The organism is Actibacterium sp. (assembly GCF_055134745.1).
The window spans coordinates 1-14500 of the sequence record NZ_JBSRVX010000015.1 but is presented as its reverse complement, the minus strand read 5'-3'; the positions used below and the strand labels follow the sequence as shown (position 1 = coordinate 14500).

21 protein-coding genes are annotated in these 14500 nt (G+C 59.6%); 1 reads left to right on the top strand and 20 read right to left on the bottom strand.

Features of this window, described 5'->3' with window-relative positions:
• Positions 1 to 17: 17 nt before the first annotated feature.
• The 7 genes from ACTCHC_RS03175 to ACTCHC_RS03145 form a co-directional block, all read right to left on the bottom strand.
• Positions 18 to 1037, bottom strand: coding sequence for an amino acid ABC transporter substrate-binding protein (locus tag ACTCHC_RS03175; protein ID WP_463021005.1), 1020 nt, complete (start codon positions 1035 to 1037; stop codon positions 18 to 20).
• Between the two features lie 212 nt (positions 1038 to 1249).
• Positions 1250 to 1978 (bottom strand): ATP12 family chaperone protein, encoded by a 729-nt coding sequence (locus ACTCHC_RS03170; RefSeq protein WP_463021004.1) that lies wholly within the window; start codon positions 1976 to 1978, stop codon positions 1250 to 1252.
• Positions 1975 to 3018, bottom strand: a complete 1044-nt coding sequence (locus ACTCHC_RS03165; RefSeq protein WP_463021003.1) for an RluA family pseudouridine synthase — start codon at positions 3016 to 3018, stop codon at positions 1975 to 1977. The genes ACTCHC_RS03170 and ACTCHC_RS03165 overlap by 4 nt, the downstream gene beginning before the upstream one ends.
• Positions 3015 to 3392 carry a fluoride efflux transporter CrcB gene (gene crcB, locus ACTCHC_RS03160; protein ID WP_463021002.1) on the bottom strand — a complete coding sequence of 126 codons (378 nt, stop codon included), beginning with the start codon at positions 3390 to 3392 and terminating at the stop codon, positions 3015 to 3017. Before crcB ends, ACTCHC_RS03165 begins: the two co-directional genes overlap by 4 nt.
• Positions 3393 to 3423: 31 nt before the next feature.
• A complete protein-coding gene (locus tag ACTCHC_RS03155; RefSeq protein WP_463021001.1) occupies positions 3424 to 4740 on the bottom strand; it encodes a replication-associated recombination protein A in 1317 nt (438 codons plus the stop codon).
• 91 nt (positions 4741 to 4831) lie between these two features.
• Positions 4832 to 5419, bottom strand: coding sequence for an acyl-homoserine-lactone synthase (locus ACTCHC_RS03150; protein ID WP_463021000.1), 588 nt, complete (start codon positions 5417 to 5419; stop codon positions 4832 to 4834).
• Positions 5420 to 5479: 60 nt separating this feature from the next.
• On the bottom strand, positions 5480 to 6091 hold the full coding sequence (locus tag ACTCHC_RS03145; RefSeq protein ID WP_463020999.1) for a helix-turn-helix transcriptional regulator: 612 nt from the start codon (positions 6089 to 6091) through the stop codon (positions 5480 to 5482).
• An 83-nt stretch (positions 6092 to 6174) separates the two neighbouring features.
• On the opposite strand from ACTCHC_RS03145, the gene ACTCHC_RS03140 reads away from it, so the two are divergent.
• Entirely contained in the window at positions 6175 to 6354 is a 180-nt protein-coding gene (locus tag ACTCHC_RS03140) for a hypothetical protein (RefSeq protein WP_463020998.1), read from the top strand.
• Positions 6355 to 6429: 75 nt separating this feature from the next.
• Here the strand turns inward: ACTCHC_RS03140 and rplQ are convergent, their stop codons facing one another.
• The 13 genes from rplQ to rpsN all read right to left on the bottom strand — a co-directional run.
• The gene (rplQ, locus tag ACTCHC_RS03135) at positions 6430 to 6846 is read right to left on the bottom strand and encodes a 50S ribosomal protein L17 (RefSeq protein WP_463020997.1); all 417 of its coding nucleotides are present in this window, start codon (positions 6844 to 6846) and stop codon (positions 6430 to 6432) included.
• 142 nt (positions 6847 to 6988) lie between these two features.
• Positions 6989 to 8005 carry a DNA-directed RNA polymerase subunit alpha gene (locus ACTCHC_RS03130; RefSeq protein ID WP_463020996.1) on the bottom strand — a complete coding sequence of 339 codons (1017 nt, stop codon included), beginning with the start codon at positions 8003 to 8005 and terminating at the stop codon, positions 6989 to 6991.
• A 117-nt stretch (positions 8006 to 8122) separates the two neighbouring features.
• Positions 8123 to 8512 carry a 30S ribosomal protein S11 gene (gene rpsK, locus ACTCHC_RS03125; protein ID WP_463020995.1) on the bottom strand — a complete coding sequence of 130 codons (390 nt, stop codon included), beginning with the start codon at positions 8510 to 8512 and terminating at the stop codon, positions 8123 to 8125.
• Positions 8513 to 8527: 15 nt separating this feature from the next.
• Entirely contained in the window at positions 8528 to 8896 is a 369-nt protein-coding gene (gene rpsM, locus ACTCHC_RS03120) for a 30S ribosomal protein S13 (protein WP_463020994.1), read from the bottom strand.
• A gap of 192 nt (positions 8897 to 9088) precedes the next feature.
• Positions 9089 to 9736, bottom strand: coding sequence for an adenylate kinase (locus ACTCHC_RS03115; protein WP_463020993.1), 648 nt, complete (start codon positions 9734 to 9736; stop codon positions 9089 to 9091).
• Positions 9733 to 11091, bottom strand: a complete 1359-nt coding sequence (gene secY, locus ACTCHC_RS03110; protein ID WP_463020992.1) for a preprotein translocase subunit SecY — start codon at positions 11089 to 11091, stop codon at positions 9733 to 9735. The genes ACTCHC_RS03115 and secY overlap by 4 nt, the downstream gene beginning before the upstream one ends.
• Before the next feature lie 103 nt (positions 11092 to 11194).
• Complete coding sequence (rplO, locus tag ACTCHC_RS03105) at positions 11195 to 11668, bottom strand: 50S ribosomal protein L15 (protein ID WP_463020991.1); 474 nt, start codon at positions 11666 to 11668, stop codon at positions 11195 to 11197.
• Between the two features lie 542 nt (positions 11669 to 12210).
• A complete protein-coding gene (rpmD, locus tag ACTCHC_RS03100) occupies positions 12211 to 12399 on the bottom strand; it encodes a 50S ribosomal protein L30 (protein ID WP_463020990.1) in 189 nt (62 codons plus the stop codon).
• A gap of 12 nt (positions 12400 to 12411) precedes the next feature.
• Positions 12412 to 12984: a 30S ribosomal protein S5 gene (gene rpsE, locus ACTCHC_RS03095; RefSeq protein WP_463020989.1), complete on the bottom strand. Its 573-nt coding sequence runs from the start codon at positions 12982 to 12984 to the stop codon at positions 12412 to 12414.
• Between the two features lie 11 nt (positions 12985 to 12995).
• Complete coding sequence (gene rplR / locus ACTCHC_RS03090) at positions 12996 to 13355, bottom strand: 50S ribosomal protein L18 (RefSeq protein WP_463020988.1); 360 nt, start codon at positions 13353 to 13355, stop codon at positions 12996 to 12998.
• 12 nt (positions 13356 to 13367) lie between these two features.
• Positions 13368 to 13901, bottom strand: coding sequence for a 50S ribosomal protein L6 (gene rplF, locus ACTCHC_RS03085; protein WP_463020987.1), 534 nt, complete (start codon positions 13899 to 13901; stop codon positions 13368 to 13370).
• Between the two features lie 10 nt (positions 13902 to 13911).
• Positions 13912 to 14310: a 30S ribosomal protein S8 gene (rpsH, locus tag ACTCHC_RS03080; RefSeq protein ID WP_463020986.1), complete on the bottom strand. Its 399-nt coding sequence runs from the start codon at positions 14308 to 14310 to the stop codon at positions 13912 to 13914.
• Between the two features lie 12 nt (positions 14311 to 14322).
• On the bottom strand, positions 14323 to 14500 hold a 178-nt coding region (gene rpsN, locus ACTCHC_RS03075), incomplete at its 5' end, for a 30S ribosomal protein S14 (RefSeq protein WP_463021050.1).

Genomic DNA, 14500 nt, shown 5'->3' with positions numbered 1-14500 from the left:
CGCGCCCCCGAAAAACCTTAGCGGAACGGCGGCGAATACAGCAGTCCGCCATCGGTCCATTGGGCGTTCAGCCCGCGCGCAAGGCCGATGGAAGTGCTTTGACCGATGAATTTTTCGAAAATCTCGCCATAATTGCCATTCGCGGCAATGGCATTTTTGGCCCAATCCGCCGACAGACCGAACATGGCGCCCAAATTACCCTCGGTGCCCAGCAGGCGGTTGATTTCGGGATTTTCCGTGGGGGCGGCGCTCATCTCGGTCAGGTTGGCCGATGTCACGCCCAGTTCTTCGGCCGCGATCAGCGCGTTCAAGCTCCAGCGCACGACATCAGCCCATTCGCTGTCGCCGTGGCGCACCAGCGGGCCCAGCGGTTCTTTCGAGATGATCTCGGGCAGGATGACATGATCGGCCGGGTTCTCGAATGCGGCGCGTGTCGCCGCAAGGCCCGACGCATCCGTCGTGTAAACCGCACAACGCCCTGCCAGATAGGCCTGTGTTGCCTCGGCTGCCGTAGCAATCGAGATAGGCTGATAGGTGATATTGTTGATGCGGAAGAAATCCGCCAGGTTCAGTTCGGTCGTCGTGCCAGCTTGGATACAGACCGGGGCACCGTCCAGATCCTTGGCGGATGTCACGTTCAACGACTTGGGCACCATGAAGCCCTGGCCATCATAATAGTTCACCCCGACGAAATCGAGCTTGAGATCGACATCGCGCGAAAAGGTCCAGGTCGTATTGCGCGACAGCATGTCGATATCGCCCGAGTTCAGGACTTCGAACCGTTCCTTGTTGGTGACGGGCCGGAAATCGACCTTGGTCGGGTCGCCAAAGACGGCTGCTGCCACGGCCTGGCAGATCGCGACGTCGAAACCTTCCCATTCATTCTGCTTGTTCTGCATCGCGAAACCGACAAGGCCGGTGCTGATGCCGCAATTCAGCTTGCCGCGCGCCTTGACGTCATCCAGCGTTCCGGCAAAGGAGGCGCCCGCCACAAGGCTGGCCGCCGCCAGTGCACTAAAAAATACGGATTTTTTCATTTTTACCTCTTCCTGATGATGCACCCGATAGAGGGTGAATTATCCCCACCCCGACCGGGCAGAGGCGACAGCGTGAGAGTTTTTCCCACTCAACGCCTTAAGTTTGGGCGAATATTCCGCAATGCGTCAAGCGAGCCGTGGATAAATCACACGTGACGTAACGAAAATCGGGCGTTTACTGCCCGTTAATTACCAATTCGGCCTCGCAAAGATTAATTCGATGGCCCTGTCATGGCATTGCTCAATTCAGCAAACCGATGCGCATGCATGAAATCGCGACGTTTCAATTCGGCCATCTGGGCGGCATCTTCGTCCGCACCCCAGACTTCTTGTTGCCAGTCTTCGTCGATACGTGAGGCGCGCCACAGATCTTGCGGCGGCGCATATCCTGCCAGTGCCGCAAGCCCGATTACCAGCGATCCCGACAGGGCCACGAGATCATGCAGGGCTGTCAGGGCGAAAGGGTCCAGCGCCCTGACATGACCCTGCAGCACGGCGATGCTGTCGGCTGGCTGCGATTGATGAACGATTCCGGTCGTGGCCGTCAGCGGCGCCTTCAGAACGTCGCGCGACCAGCCCAGCAGCGGATCCCACGCCTGGGACTGGCGTGCCACCAGATCATCGGGGGCCGCGGCGCGATAACACAGCAGATCGGTTTCGCCATAGGCGGCAATCAGGGCGGCCACTTCGTCGAATTGCTGGCTTACCTTGTCGATCGCGGCATTGGATGACCTGGTAAAGGGCATGGTCAGCGGGCGAACCTGTTCGGCCTGTGCATTCCATTCCTGCGCGATGGCTTCGGCCAGGGCGGGTGTCGGCACGGTCAGCGGCGCCTTGGCTGGGGTTTTTACCAAACGTCCATCCAGACTGATCCCAAAGCCGCCGTCCTGCGGCACAACGGCAGCGTCCTGCCAGAAACGCTTGACCGTCCAGCCGCTCATTCGTCTTCCTCGAATGGATCAGCGGGCACATCGCTTTCGCGCCAGTCGAAGGCGGCCCAGGTCTGGGCCATATGCGCTGGCAGCGGGGCCGTGATCTGAAGCAGCGCGCCTGTAACGGGGTGGATCAGACGGATGCTGCGGGCGTGAAGGTGCAGCTTGCGCGACATCTCGCCCCCCATCTGGGCGCCCCAGCCATCGCCCAGATTTTCCTGCCCCGATCCGCCGTATTTGCCGTCGCCGATGATCGGATGCCCCATTTCGGCCATGTGGGCGCGCAACTGATGCGTGCGCCCGGTGACCGGCACCATCGCCACCCAGGACACGCGCCCGCCAAGATTTGACAGAACCGCATAATCGGTCTGCGCACGTTTGGCGCCTTCGGTGCTGTCCACCTCGGAGGGATGTATGCACAGCATCTTTTCGGCCTCGCCCCTGGCGCCATGGCCGGGGGCCTTGACCAGGCCGAACTTGATCGTGCCCATTTTCGGGCTGGGGGTGCCGGCAACGACGGCCCAGTAAATCTTGCGCGTCTCGCGCGAGCGAAAGGCGGATGTCAGCGCGCTGGCCACGGTTCGGGTGCGCGCCAGCAGCAGCACGCCCGATGTATCCTTGTCCAGCCGGTGAACAAGGCGCGGCTTGTCCTCCAGCCCGAATTTCAGCGCCTCGGCCATGCCATCGACATGGCGGCTTTGCTTCGATCCGCCCTGGGTGGGCAGGCCCGGCGGCTTGTTCAGCGCGATGATATGATCGTCGCGATACAGCACGCAATCGCGGATCATGCGGGCATCGGCATCAGATACGGTGCTGCGCGGCGGGGCGGGCTGATGTTCGGTGGCGGCCAGCGGCGGGATGCGAACCGTCTGGCCGACCTCGACCTTGGTCGCGGCCTTCACCCGGCCCCCGTCAACACGGATTTCACCCTTGCGGCACATCTTTTCGATGCGCCCCTGCGCCACGTGCGGAAAGCGGCGGCGCAGCCAGCGATCAAGCCGCTGATCGCCCTCGTCGGGGGCAACTTCCAGCATTTGAACACCACTCATGCGATTATCCCCCGACCGAGCCAGAGGCCCAGCGCAATTGCCGCCAACGATACCAGCACCGATGCCAGGACATAGCCCGCCGCCAATCCAAGCTGTCCGCGTTCATATAGTGTCAGCGCATCCAGTGAAAACGCCGAAAACGTGGTGAAGCCGCCCAGAACACCGGTCATCAGCAAGGGTGCGAAACGGGTGCCCCCCTTATGCGCCAGCACCACCACCAGCACCCCCATCAGGAATGATCCCACGACATTCACCGCAAATGTGCCCCAGGGATAGCCATGACCCATCACCCGCGTTGCGGTGATGCCCGTCAGATACCGGCATGACGCGCCGAAAGCGCCGCCGAGTGCAACTTGTAGCAAGGTCCAGATCATCGTGCCTCTGTCTTCTGGCGCTGCGGGCTTGTCAACCACCCTGCCGCTTGGCACGCAGCTTGACGAAGTAATCGAGACGTTTTTTCAGCTCTCGCTCATATCCGCGTTCGACCGGGGTGTAATAGACGCCGTGTTTCATCCCGTCCGGGAAATAGTGCTGGCCGGAAAACCCGTCTTCGGCGTCGTGATCATAGGCATAGCCGGCGCCATACCCCTGATCCTTCATCAACCCGGTGGGGGCATTCAGGATATGCTTGGGCGGTGGTTCCGATCCGGTGGCCCTGGCTGCCTTTCGCGCCGCACCAAAGGCCATATATCCGGCGTTTGATTTGGGGGCCAGCGCCAGATAGATCACGGCCTGGGCCAGCGCCAATTCGCCCTCGGGGCTGCCAAGGCGTTCATAGATTTCCCAGGCATGCAGGCACAGGGTCTGGGCCTGCGGATCGGCCAGCCCGATATCTTCGATCGACATGCGGGTAATGCGGCGGGCCAGAAACCGGGGGTCTTCGCCGCCTTCCAGCATGCGGGCCAGCCAATAGAGGGCGGCATCCGGGTCTGACCCGCGCACCGATTTGTGCAGCGCAGAGATCAGGTTGTAATGCGCATCGCCGGACTTGTCATATTGCGCCGCACGCCGCGTCAGCCGCTGTGCCAATGCTTCGGTATCCAGCGGCTTTTCCACTGTCCAGGCCGCCACCTGTTCAATCAGGTTCAGCAAGGCGCGCCCGTCGCCATCGGCCATTTCCAGCAATGCCTCGCGCGCCTGACCGGTCAGCGACAATTTGCGTGCCAGTTCCTGTTCGGCGCGCTGCGCCAGCAGTTCCAGGTCGGCCAGTGTCAGCCGTTTGAGCACCAGAACCTGTGCGCGCGACAACAGCGCGGCGTTCAGTTCAAAGCTGGGGTTTTCGGTGGTGGCACCGACCAGAAGGATCGTGCCGTCTTCCATATGCGGCAGGAAGCCATCCTGTTGCGCCTTGTTGAAGCGATGGATTTCGTCCACGAACAGCAACGTGCCCTGCCCGTTCGCGCGGCGGATTTTCGCGGCTTCAAAGACCTTGCGCAAATCGGGAACGCCAGTGAAGATTGCGCTGATCTGGACGAACTGCAGATCGCTTTCATCGGCCAGAAGACGGGCGATCGTCGTCTTGCCGACCCCGGGTGGCCCCCACAGAATCAACGACCCGAGACTGCCCGCCGCCAGCATCGCGCCAAGTGGCCCGTCCGGGCCCAGAATGTGATCTTGGCCGATTACCTGTGACAGGGCCGTTGGGCGCAACCTGTCCGCCAGCGGGCGCAAAGCCTGCCGGGGCGTCTCGGTCGGGGGATGCTGATCAAACAGGTCGGCCATTGTTCCAACCTAAGCCAAGCCAGCATCCTGGGGAAGAGGATGGATCGGGGCGCCAGCCGCAAGACAGACGGCCGGCGCCTCGGCCCGGTTCCTAGTGCAGGTTATCGGTCAGGTTGATCGATACGCACTGATAATCGCCATCATCGATAAAACGCTTGGGTCCGATCGCGGTGGCATCCAGCCCGCAGCGCCCTGTCCACATGGGCCAACTTGCTGCGGTCAGTGCGATAATATGCGATGCCCCCAGCTCCCGCGCCGATGATGCCATGGCCAGAATCATTGCCGAATGCACCCGCAGACGATTGGCCAGCGGGGTTCTGTTCGACACGAAGACACGGGAACACTCCCAGATGCCTGGATCAACCGGCGCGTCTTCGTAAAGCAGATCCTGGGGGATCGTCCCAAGCAATCCGCGCTGTGCGTCGCGGATCATATAGGAATATATCCCGCATGTCGCCGTCGTGGGTGTCAGCCGGATGCCGGCCAGAACATGCCCCATATCGTGCACCGCGATCCAGCGGCTGGCCGGGGTATCGTACTGGTCGTATTCCATGCCCAGTGCCTCGGGCAGGTCCCATTTTTTTTGAATGATAAAGCTTTCGCGCCGCGCGCGAAGAAGGTTGGCGAAAAGCTCTCCATGGTTGTGCAGGTTGGCAAAAGATAGGGTTGTGGTTTGCATAGTCACAGTCTCCAGTTGGGTTGAGGAACTTTGGTCCCTGCAGTGGAGGAGACGTGACGCTTAGAGCAGCCTGAAATCCTTGGCGCGCTGAATGGCTTCTGCCGTGGTCCGGGCCATGAGGCGGCGTCGCGCGGCGGTCAGCCTGGCCTTAAGCGCACTTTCGGATATACCGAGTTTGTCCGCCGCGGCCGCGTGACGATCTCCTGCCGCTATAAGGCGCAGGGCTTTTATTTGGGCGTGTGTCAGGCTTTCCTGAGGTTCGGTTAGGTCATGCAGAATATTGACCATATCGTTTAACCGCGACATTTCCTCTTCGGTAAATTCGCGGTCCTGACGGGCAGCAGACCCTATTGTGCGTGACGTAATTTCACCGCAGCTTATTGTAACACCATATTTCAAGCCGAAGTCGGCGGCCTGATCCAGAATCCCGAATGGATCGGGAAGGGTCATCTCGCTCCACCGTGTCGAACCGGTGCAGGAAAATCCCCATGCCGTTGTCGGGTCACGCAAGGCGTAGGCCCGTTCGGTATAGTGATCGACCCATTCTTGTGGATAGGCATTGAACGTCATCAAAGGCGCCGCAACGCGGATGTGCACGCCGATATAATATCCGGCAGGCGACATTGCCCCCAGCTCTCTGATGAGACGATCTATTTCAAGCTTGCTGCCCATGTCTTTTTAGACAAGTTGCCAATACTGCAGTCAACCTTAAATTGATAGAGAGAGTCGCCCATAAGATGATGACGGAGTACCCAGTGAAATCCATACATCCAGATCTTTTCACCCAGGTGATGCAGTTGCCGCAAAGTGCCAGAACTGATCTGCTGGAGTTTCTTGGAGCAACCCCTGTCGAAGATGCGCTGCTGCGGCAAATGATCCAGGACGTCACCACCTATTTGAAAAGATGCGACGAAATAACTCAATCTGCCGCCTGATCTTATCAAGCCTGAAAATGACAAAGCCCGCCGAAAATCCGGCGGGCTTGTTTTATTTCACATCCGGCGCGGTGCTTATTCGGCGGCTTCTTCCGCGGCAACACGCGCGCGATCAGCGGCACCCTTGGCATCAAGATCACGATCAACGAATTCGATGATCGCCATCGGCGCCATATCGCCATAGCGAAAGCCTGCCTTCAGAATGCGCACATAGCCACCCTGACGATCCTTGTAACGCGGGCCAAGCACATCGAAAAGCTTGGCGACATACTGATCCTGCTTGAGTTGCGAATCAGCCATGCGACGGGCGTGCAGGTCGCCGCGTTTGCCCAGAGTGATCAACTTTTCGATGATCGGGCGCAGTTCCTTGGCCTTGGGCAAGGTGGTCTTGATCTGTTCGTGTTCAATCAGCGAACCGGCCATGTTGGCGAACAGCGCCTTGCGGTGTTCGTGGGTGCGGTTCAGGCGGCGGTATCCGCGAGCGTGACGCATGGTAATCTCCTAAGTCGTCGTTTTGCTTTGTCCGGCGGCGCCTGGTCCTGGCCCGCTCACCTTGGGGCGTTATGCCCGAATATTCCCCGCCTGCGCGGGCATTGGGGGGCCGTTTAGACCACGGCCCCCGTATCTGTCAATCTCAGAACTGGTCCTCGAACTTCTTGGCCAGATCCTCGATGTTTTCCGGCGGCCATTCCTCGACATCCATCCCCAGATGCAGCCCCATGCCCGACAGCACTTCCTTGATCTCGTTCAGGGATTTGCGGCCAAAGTTCGGGGTGCGCAGCATCTCGGCTTCGGTTTTCTGGATCAGATCGCCGATATAGACGATATTATCGTTCTTCAGGCAGTTTGCCGAACGCACCGACAGCTCCAGCTCGTCGACCTTTTTCAGCAGCAGCGGGTTGAATTCCAGCCCGTCATCCTCGTCGGCACGACCGCCGGTTTCCGGCTCGTCGAAGTTGACGAAGATACCCAGCTGATCCTGCAGGATACGCGCGGCATAGGCCACGGCATCGTCGGGGGTCAGCGAGCCATCGGTTTCGATCTTGATGGTCAGCTTGTCATAATCCAGCACCTGCCCTTCGCGGGTGGGCTGAACGTCATAGGCGACCTTTTTGACCGGCGAGTAGATCGCGTCGATCGGGATCAGCCCGATCGGGGCATCCTCGGGGCGGTTCTTGTCGGCGGCAACATAACCCTTGCCGATATTCACGGTCAGTTCCATGAACAGGTCGGCACCCTCGTCGAGATGGCAAATCACGTGGTCGCGGTTCAAAATCTCGATGCCGGCCGATTCCGAAATCTGACCTGCGGTAACAACACCCGGCCCCTTGGCCGAAATGCTCAGCCGTTTCGGGCCGTCGACATCCATACGCAGGGCGACACCCTTCAGGTTCAGCACAACATCGGTGACGTCTTCACGAACGCCGGCGATCGACGAGAATTCATGCAACACATTGTCGATTTGCACGGCGGTGATCGCGGCACCCTGAAGCGACGACATCAGAACGCGGCGCAGCGCGTTGCCCAGCGTCAGACCGAAACCGCGCTCCAGCGGTTCGGCGATCACGGTTGCCTGACGCTGCGGGTCATTACCCGGCTTGACGACCAGTTGCGCCGGTTTAATCAATTCTTGCCAGTTCTTTTGGATCATGCTTGTCTCCTCAATTCCTGCCAACTGCCCATGTCCAAAGCCAGCCAGCGCCCGAGGTTTATAAATGACGGACTCGGGCCGCGCGAATGCCGCACGGCCCGGTCAAAATACCTAGACTTAGACCCGGCGGCGTTTCGGCGGGCGGCATCCGTTATGCGCCATCGGGGTCACATCACGGATGGATACAATATTCAGACCGATCGCGGCCAGCGCACGCAGTGCGCTTTCACGGCCTGAACCCGGCCCCTGCACCTCGACATCGAGGGTTTTCACGCCGTGTTCCTGTGCCTTGCGGCCTGCATCTTCGGCTGCCATCTGGGCGGCATAGGGGGTCGATTTACGCGATCCCTTGAAGCCCATGGTGCCGGCCGAAGACCAGGCGATCGCGTTGCCCTGGACATCGGAAATCAGGATCTTGGTATTGTTGAACGAGCTGTTCACATGCGCCACGCCGGCGGCGATGTTCTTGCGCTCTTTCTTTTTGATACGTGTCTTTTCGCGTGCCATTCTACCAGCCCTCTCTTATTTCTTCTTACCGGCAATGGCCTTTGCGGGGCCTTTGCGGGTGCGAGCGTTGGTGTGCGTGCGCTGACCGCGCACAGGCAAGCTGCGGCGATGGCGCAGACCGCGATAGCAGCCCAGATCCATCAGGCGCTTGATGTTCATCTGAACTTCGCGGCGCAGATCGCCTTCGACAGTCAGGTTGGCATCAATATATTCACGGATGGCCAGAACTTCGGCATCCGAAAGATCATTCACACGGCGGGCCGCGTCGATACCAACCGCTTCGCAGATCGAAGCGGCATGGGCCGGGCCAATGCCATGGATATAGGTCAAAGCGATGGGAACACGCTTTGCAGTGGGGATATTTACGCCAGCAATACGGGCCAAGACGGTTTTTCCTTTTTGGTTGCGGTTCCGTAGCGCCAGAACCTTTTTTCACAACTCAGCCCCACCCGCGGTTTGCTTGTGGGACCGTGTCTTTCACATCAGCACAACAGGCGTTTGGCCACTTTCGCACTGACGATTCTAATCCGAGACGCTGTGCCTATGGCGTTTTTTCACCAAGGTCAAGTGGCCCGTTCACGACTTGTCAAGCTCTGCCCTGATCGCACTTCCGACGGCATCCATCTCGGCCAGACCATCAATCACACTGAGGGCGTCCTTGGCATAATAATAGCCGATCAGCGGCGAGGTCTTCTTGTAATATTCCATCAACCGCTGCTTTAGGCTGTCTTCGTTGTCATCCGCCCGGCGTTTCAGGTCGGTTGACCCGCAGACATCGCATTTGCCTGCGACCTTCGTGGGCTTTGTCTGGTCGTGATACACCTCACCGCAATTCCCGCAGGTGAAACGGCCGGTGATCCGTGCGACCAGCGCCTTGTCGTCAACGCGCATTTCAATCACGGCATCCAGGTTTTGCCCCAGCTTGTTCAGCAATTCACCCAGTGCGTCTGCCTGGGCCAGCGTTCGCGGAAACCCGTCGAAGATAAAACCGCCGCCCTGTTCGCCGCTCAGCTTTTCCTCGATCAGTCCGATAACGATTTCATCCGTGACCAGTTCACCGCGATCCATGACAGCCGCGACCCGCTTGCCCATCTCGGTGCCTGAACTGCGCGCATCACGCAGCATGTCACCGGTAGACAGCTGAATCATGCCGCGCTCTTCCACCAGCTTGCGGGCCTGTGTTCCCTTGCCGGCACCCGGCGGTCCAAGAAGAATGATATTCATCGACGGGCTGTCCCTTTCTTGCCGCCACGGCGTTTGCCCCGCAGCTGTGATCTTTCGATCAGCCCTTCATACTGATGCGCCAGCAGATGCGACTGAACCTGTTGTATCGTATCCATCGTCACCGAGACGACGATCAGAACCGACGTTCCGCCGAAATAGAACGGAATAGACATCTGTGTGCGCAGGATTTCCGGAAACAGGCACACGAAGGCCAGATAGCCCGACCCCAGCACCAGAATACGCGTCACGACATAATCGAAATATTCCGCCGTTCGCTTGCCCGGGCGGATGCCGGGAACAAAGCCGTTCTGGTTCTTGAGGTTATCGGCCACCTCATCGGTCTTGAAGGCAACGTTGAACGTATAGAAATACGTGAAGAACACGATCATGCCAGTGAAGAACAGCAGATACAGCGGCTGCCCCGGCCCGAAATAGGCCAGGATCGTCGACATCACCGGACCGGTCTGCGACTGCGAGAAGGTCGAGATCGTCGTAGGCAGCAACAGCAGCGATGAGGCGAAGATCGCCGGGATAACGCCGGCCGGGTTCACCTTGACCGGCAGATGGCTGGACCCGCCGTCATAAATCTTCATGCCGACCTGACGGCGCGGATATTGAATATGCACTTTTCGCAAGGCCCGTTCCATGAACACCACGAAGGCCAGCAAACCCAGAACCATCACCAGAACCGCCAGAATTACCAGCGGCGAAACAGCGCCGGACCGGCCCTGCGACAGGAACTGGGCGATGGCCGCGGGAATCTGGGCGATGATCCCCACGAAGATGATCAGCGAGATGCCGTTGCCGACGCCGCGCGCGGTGATCTGTTCGCCCAGCCACATCAGGAACATCGTGCCGCCCACCAGCGTCACAACCGTGGATGCACGGAAGAACCAGCCCGGATCGGTGGCGAATGACCCCGCTTCCAGGCTGGCCGCCAGACCGTAGGCCTGGAATGTGGCCAACAGAACCGTGCCATAGCGCGTGTACTGGTTGATCTTCTTGCGGCCCTGTTCGCCCTCTTTTTTCAGGCTTTCCAGCTGCGGCACCATCGATGTCAGCAACTGCACGATGATCGAGGCCGAAATATAGGGCATGATCCCCAGCGCGAAGATGCCCATCCGCTCCAGCGCGCCACCGGTGAACATCGACAAGATGCCCCCCAGCCCGCTCGCGGCCTGTTCCATGAAATCGCGCAATGCGCCGCCATCAATACCCGGCACCGGGATATAGGTGCCCAGCCGGTAAACGATCAAAAGGCCGATGGTGAAGAATATCCGCTGCCGCAGCTCGGTCGCCTTGCCGAAGGCGCCCCAGCTCATATTCGCGGCCATTTGCTCTGCTGCCGAAGCCATGGATTGTCTCTTTCATGACAGCGCCGCCAGAACCGTTTTCCGGTCAGGCGGCGCAGGAAAACTATGATGTGATGTAAGCGGCGCGGGGCCAGCCCACAACCATTTATTCAGCCGCCACCGCAGTCGTGACCGAAAGCGATCCGCCAGCCTTGGCAACCGCATCAATCGCCGATTTCGACGCACCGGTTACGGCCAGATCCACCTTGGCGCTGAATTCGCCCTTGGCCAGAACCCGGATCCCGTCCAGCTTGCGCCGCACCAGGCCGCTGGCGATCAGCGCGTCTTCGGTGATGGTCGATTTTGCGTCCAGTTTGCCCGCCTCGATGAACTTCTGGATCAGGCCCAGGTTCACCACGGCATAGGATTTGCGGTTCGGCTTGGTAAAGCCACGCTTGGGCAGGCGCTGATAAAGCGGCATCTGGCCGCCTTCATAGCCCCCGATCGACACACCCGAACGGGATTTCTGACCCTTGATCCCGCGCCCGGCGGTTTTGCCCATGCCCGACCCGGGACCACGGCCCACGCGCTTGCGCGGCTTGGTTGCACCGGGATTGTCATGCAGTTCATGCAGTTTCATGTCGCTTCTCCTTGCCGGATGCGGCCCCCAGCGACGGGAGCGGCCGAACGCGGCTTGATTGATGAGTCGTGGCACTATCGGGCCACCGGGGGCGTATAGACGTTGGCGGTCGTCCATGCAAGGGGCGAGGCGCACCCGCGTTAGTGACAGTGGACCTGTCCGGTGCTTGTCTGCATATGGCAACACTTACCCGGCGGAGAACTTTTTCGACAACCACCACCATGCCAGATCGTTGTTGTTCCGGCTGACCATGTATCGCTAAACGAAATCGGGGCTGCAGCATATAACGGCCCATAAGCACCCACTACGAACCCAAACACAATCAGATATCGCAACATCACCACCTCCATGGCTGCAAGAGTTATTAACTTAGGCTTAACAACGGCTCGCAAGCAACAGATTTACGCTCTTCGCGCCAACACAGGGCGGCGCCCGGCCCAACGGACTGGGCGAACCCATTCAAGTGCTGCAAAAGTGAAAACGCCCCGGCCTTTCGACCGGGGCGTTCTATATCAAACCTTGATCCGTCAGAATTGACGATTTCAGCCTTTTTCTTCGATGATCTGCACCAGATGCGGGATCTTGTTGACCATACCGCGAATGCAGGGCGTATCTTCCAGTTCCCGCGTGCGGTGCATCTTGTTCAAGCCCAGGCCGATCAGTGTCTGGCGCTGAACGGCGGGGCGGCGGATCGGGCTGCCGATCTGCTTGACGACGATGGTTTTTGCCATGTTCCCGGTTCCTTACGCTTCGGCCGCGACAGGCGCTTGCGCGTCGTCGGGTTTTCTCAGGATGTCGGCCACTTTCTTGCCACGGCGCTGCGCCACCTGGCGGGGCGAGCTTTCCTTGGTCAGACCGTCCAGCGTGGCGCGGATCATGTTATAGGGGTTCTGCGAACCGATGGATTTCGACACCACGTCCTTGACGCCCAGCATCTCGAACACGGCGCGCATCGGGCCACCGGCAATGATCCCGGTTCCTTCGGGCGCGGTGCGCATCACCACACGACCGGCGCCATGGCGACCTTCCATGTCGTGATGCAGCGTGCGGCCTTCACGCAGGGCAACGCGCATCATGTTGCGCTTGGCCTGTTCGGTCGCCTTGCGGATTGCTTCGGGCACTTCCTTCGCCTTGCCCTTGCCAAACCCCACGCGGCCTTTCTGGTCACCGACCACCACCAAGGCTGCAAAGCCGAAACGCTTGCCGCCTTTCACGGTTTTCGATACCCGGTTGATCGCCACGAGACGATCGGCGAATTCCGGGGTTTCCTCGCGCTGTTCGCGGCGATTTCCCCGGCGGTTCTCACGTTCTGCCATATCCCGTCTCCTTAGAACTTCAGGCCGCCTTCACGGGCGGCATCGGCCAGGGCCTTGACCTTTCCGTGAAAGAGGAAGCCGCCACGGTCGAAGAAACATTCCTCGACGCCGGCCTTTTTTGCGCGCTCGGCGATCGCCGCGCCTACCTTGGCGGCTGCATCGACGTTGTTCTTGCCGACCACGCCCAGATCCTTCTCGAGCGAGGAGGCCGAAGCGATGGTTACGCCATTCACATCGTCAATCAGCTGCACGCTGATATTCTTGTTGCTGCGGTGAACCGACAGGCGCGCACGCCCGTTGGCCATCGTTTTAAGCTTGTTCCGAACGCGCAGGCGGCGCTTGAGGAACAGATCCCGTTTGCTGTTTGCCATTTTTTCGCGTCCTTACTTCTTCTTGCCTTCCTTGCGGAAGATGAATTCGCCCTTATAGCGAATACCCTTGCCCTTATAGGGCTCGGGCTTGCGCCATTCGCGGATATTTGCGGCAACCTGGCCGACCAGTTGCTGATCCTGGCCTTCGACCACGATCTCGGTCTGCTTGGGGGCCGTCACGGTGACGCCGTTCGGGATCTCGAAATTCACTTCATGGCTGTATCCCAGCGACAGTTTCAGGACATTGCCCTGAACCGCGGCGCGATACCCCACACCCTGAATTTCCAGCTCGCTCTTGAAGCCCGTGGTCACGCCCTGAACCAGGTTGCGCACCATGGAACGGGACATACCCCATTGCTGGCGTGCCCGCTTGGACGAGCCGCGCGGGGTTACGGTGACAGTATTTTCACCAACGGTCAGCGTGACATCGTCGGTTGCGGTAAAGCTGCGGGTGCCCTTGGGCCCCTTCACTTCGATGGTCTGGCCAGAGACGGATGCCGAAACACCCGACGGCAGCTCGACCGGTTTCTTACCAATACGAGACATTCGCCACCCCCTAGAAGATCGTGCAGAGCACTTCGCCACCAACATTGGCGGCACGTGCAGCTGCATCCGACATCACGCCCTTGGACGTGGACACGATCGAAACACCCAGGCCCTGACGGACCGACGGGATATCCTTGACGCCCATATAAACGCGACGGCCCGGCGTGGACACACGCTTGAGCTCGCGGATAACGGGGGTGCCTTCGAAATATTTCAGGCTGATTTCCAGCTCGGGCAGGCCGGTCTTGCCGTCCACCTTTTCATAGCCGCGAATATAGCCTTCGTCTTTCAGCACATCCAGAACCCATGCCCGCAGCTTCGAGGCCGGGGTTCGCACGGTGGATTTGCCGCGCATCTGCGCGTTGCGGATGCGGGTCAGCATATCGCCGACAGGATCGTTCACTGACATCTCAAACTCTCCTTACCAGCTCGACTTGACCATGCCGGGGATCTGACCATCCGAGGCCAGTTCACGCAGCATGATCCGCGATATTTTGAGTTTCCGATAATATGCTTTCGGACGACCGGTCAGCTGGCAGCGGTTGTGCAGCCGGGTGGCCGAGCTGTTGCGCGTCTGAAACTGGCGAAACTGCCGCGCA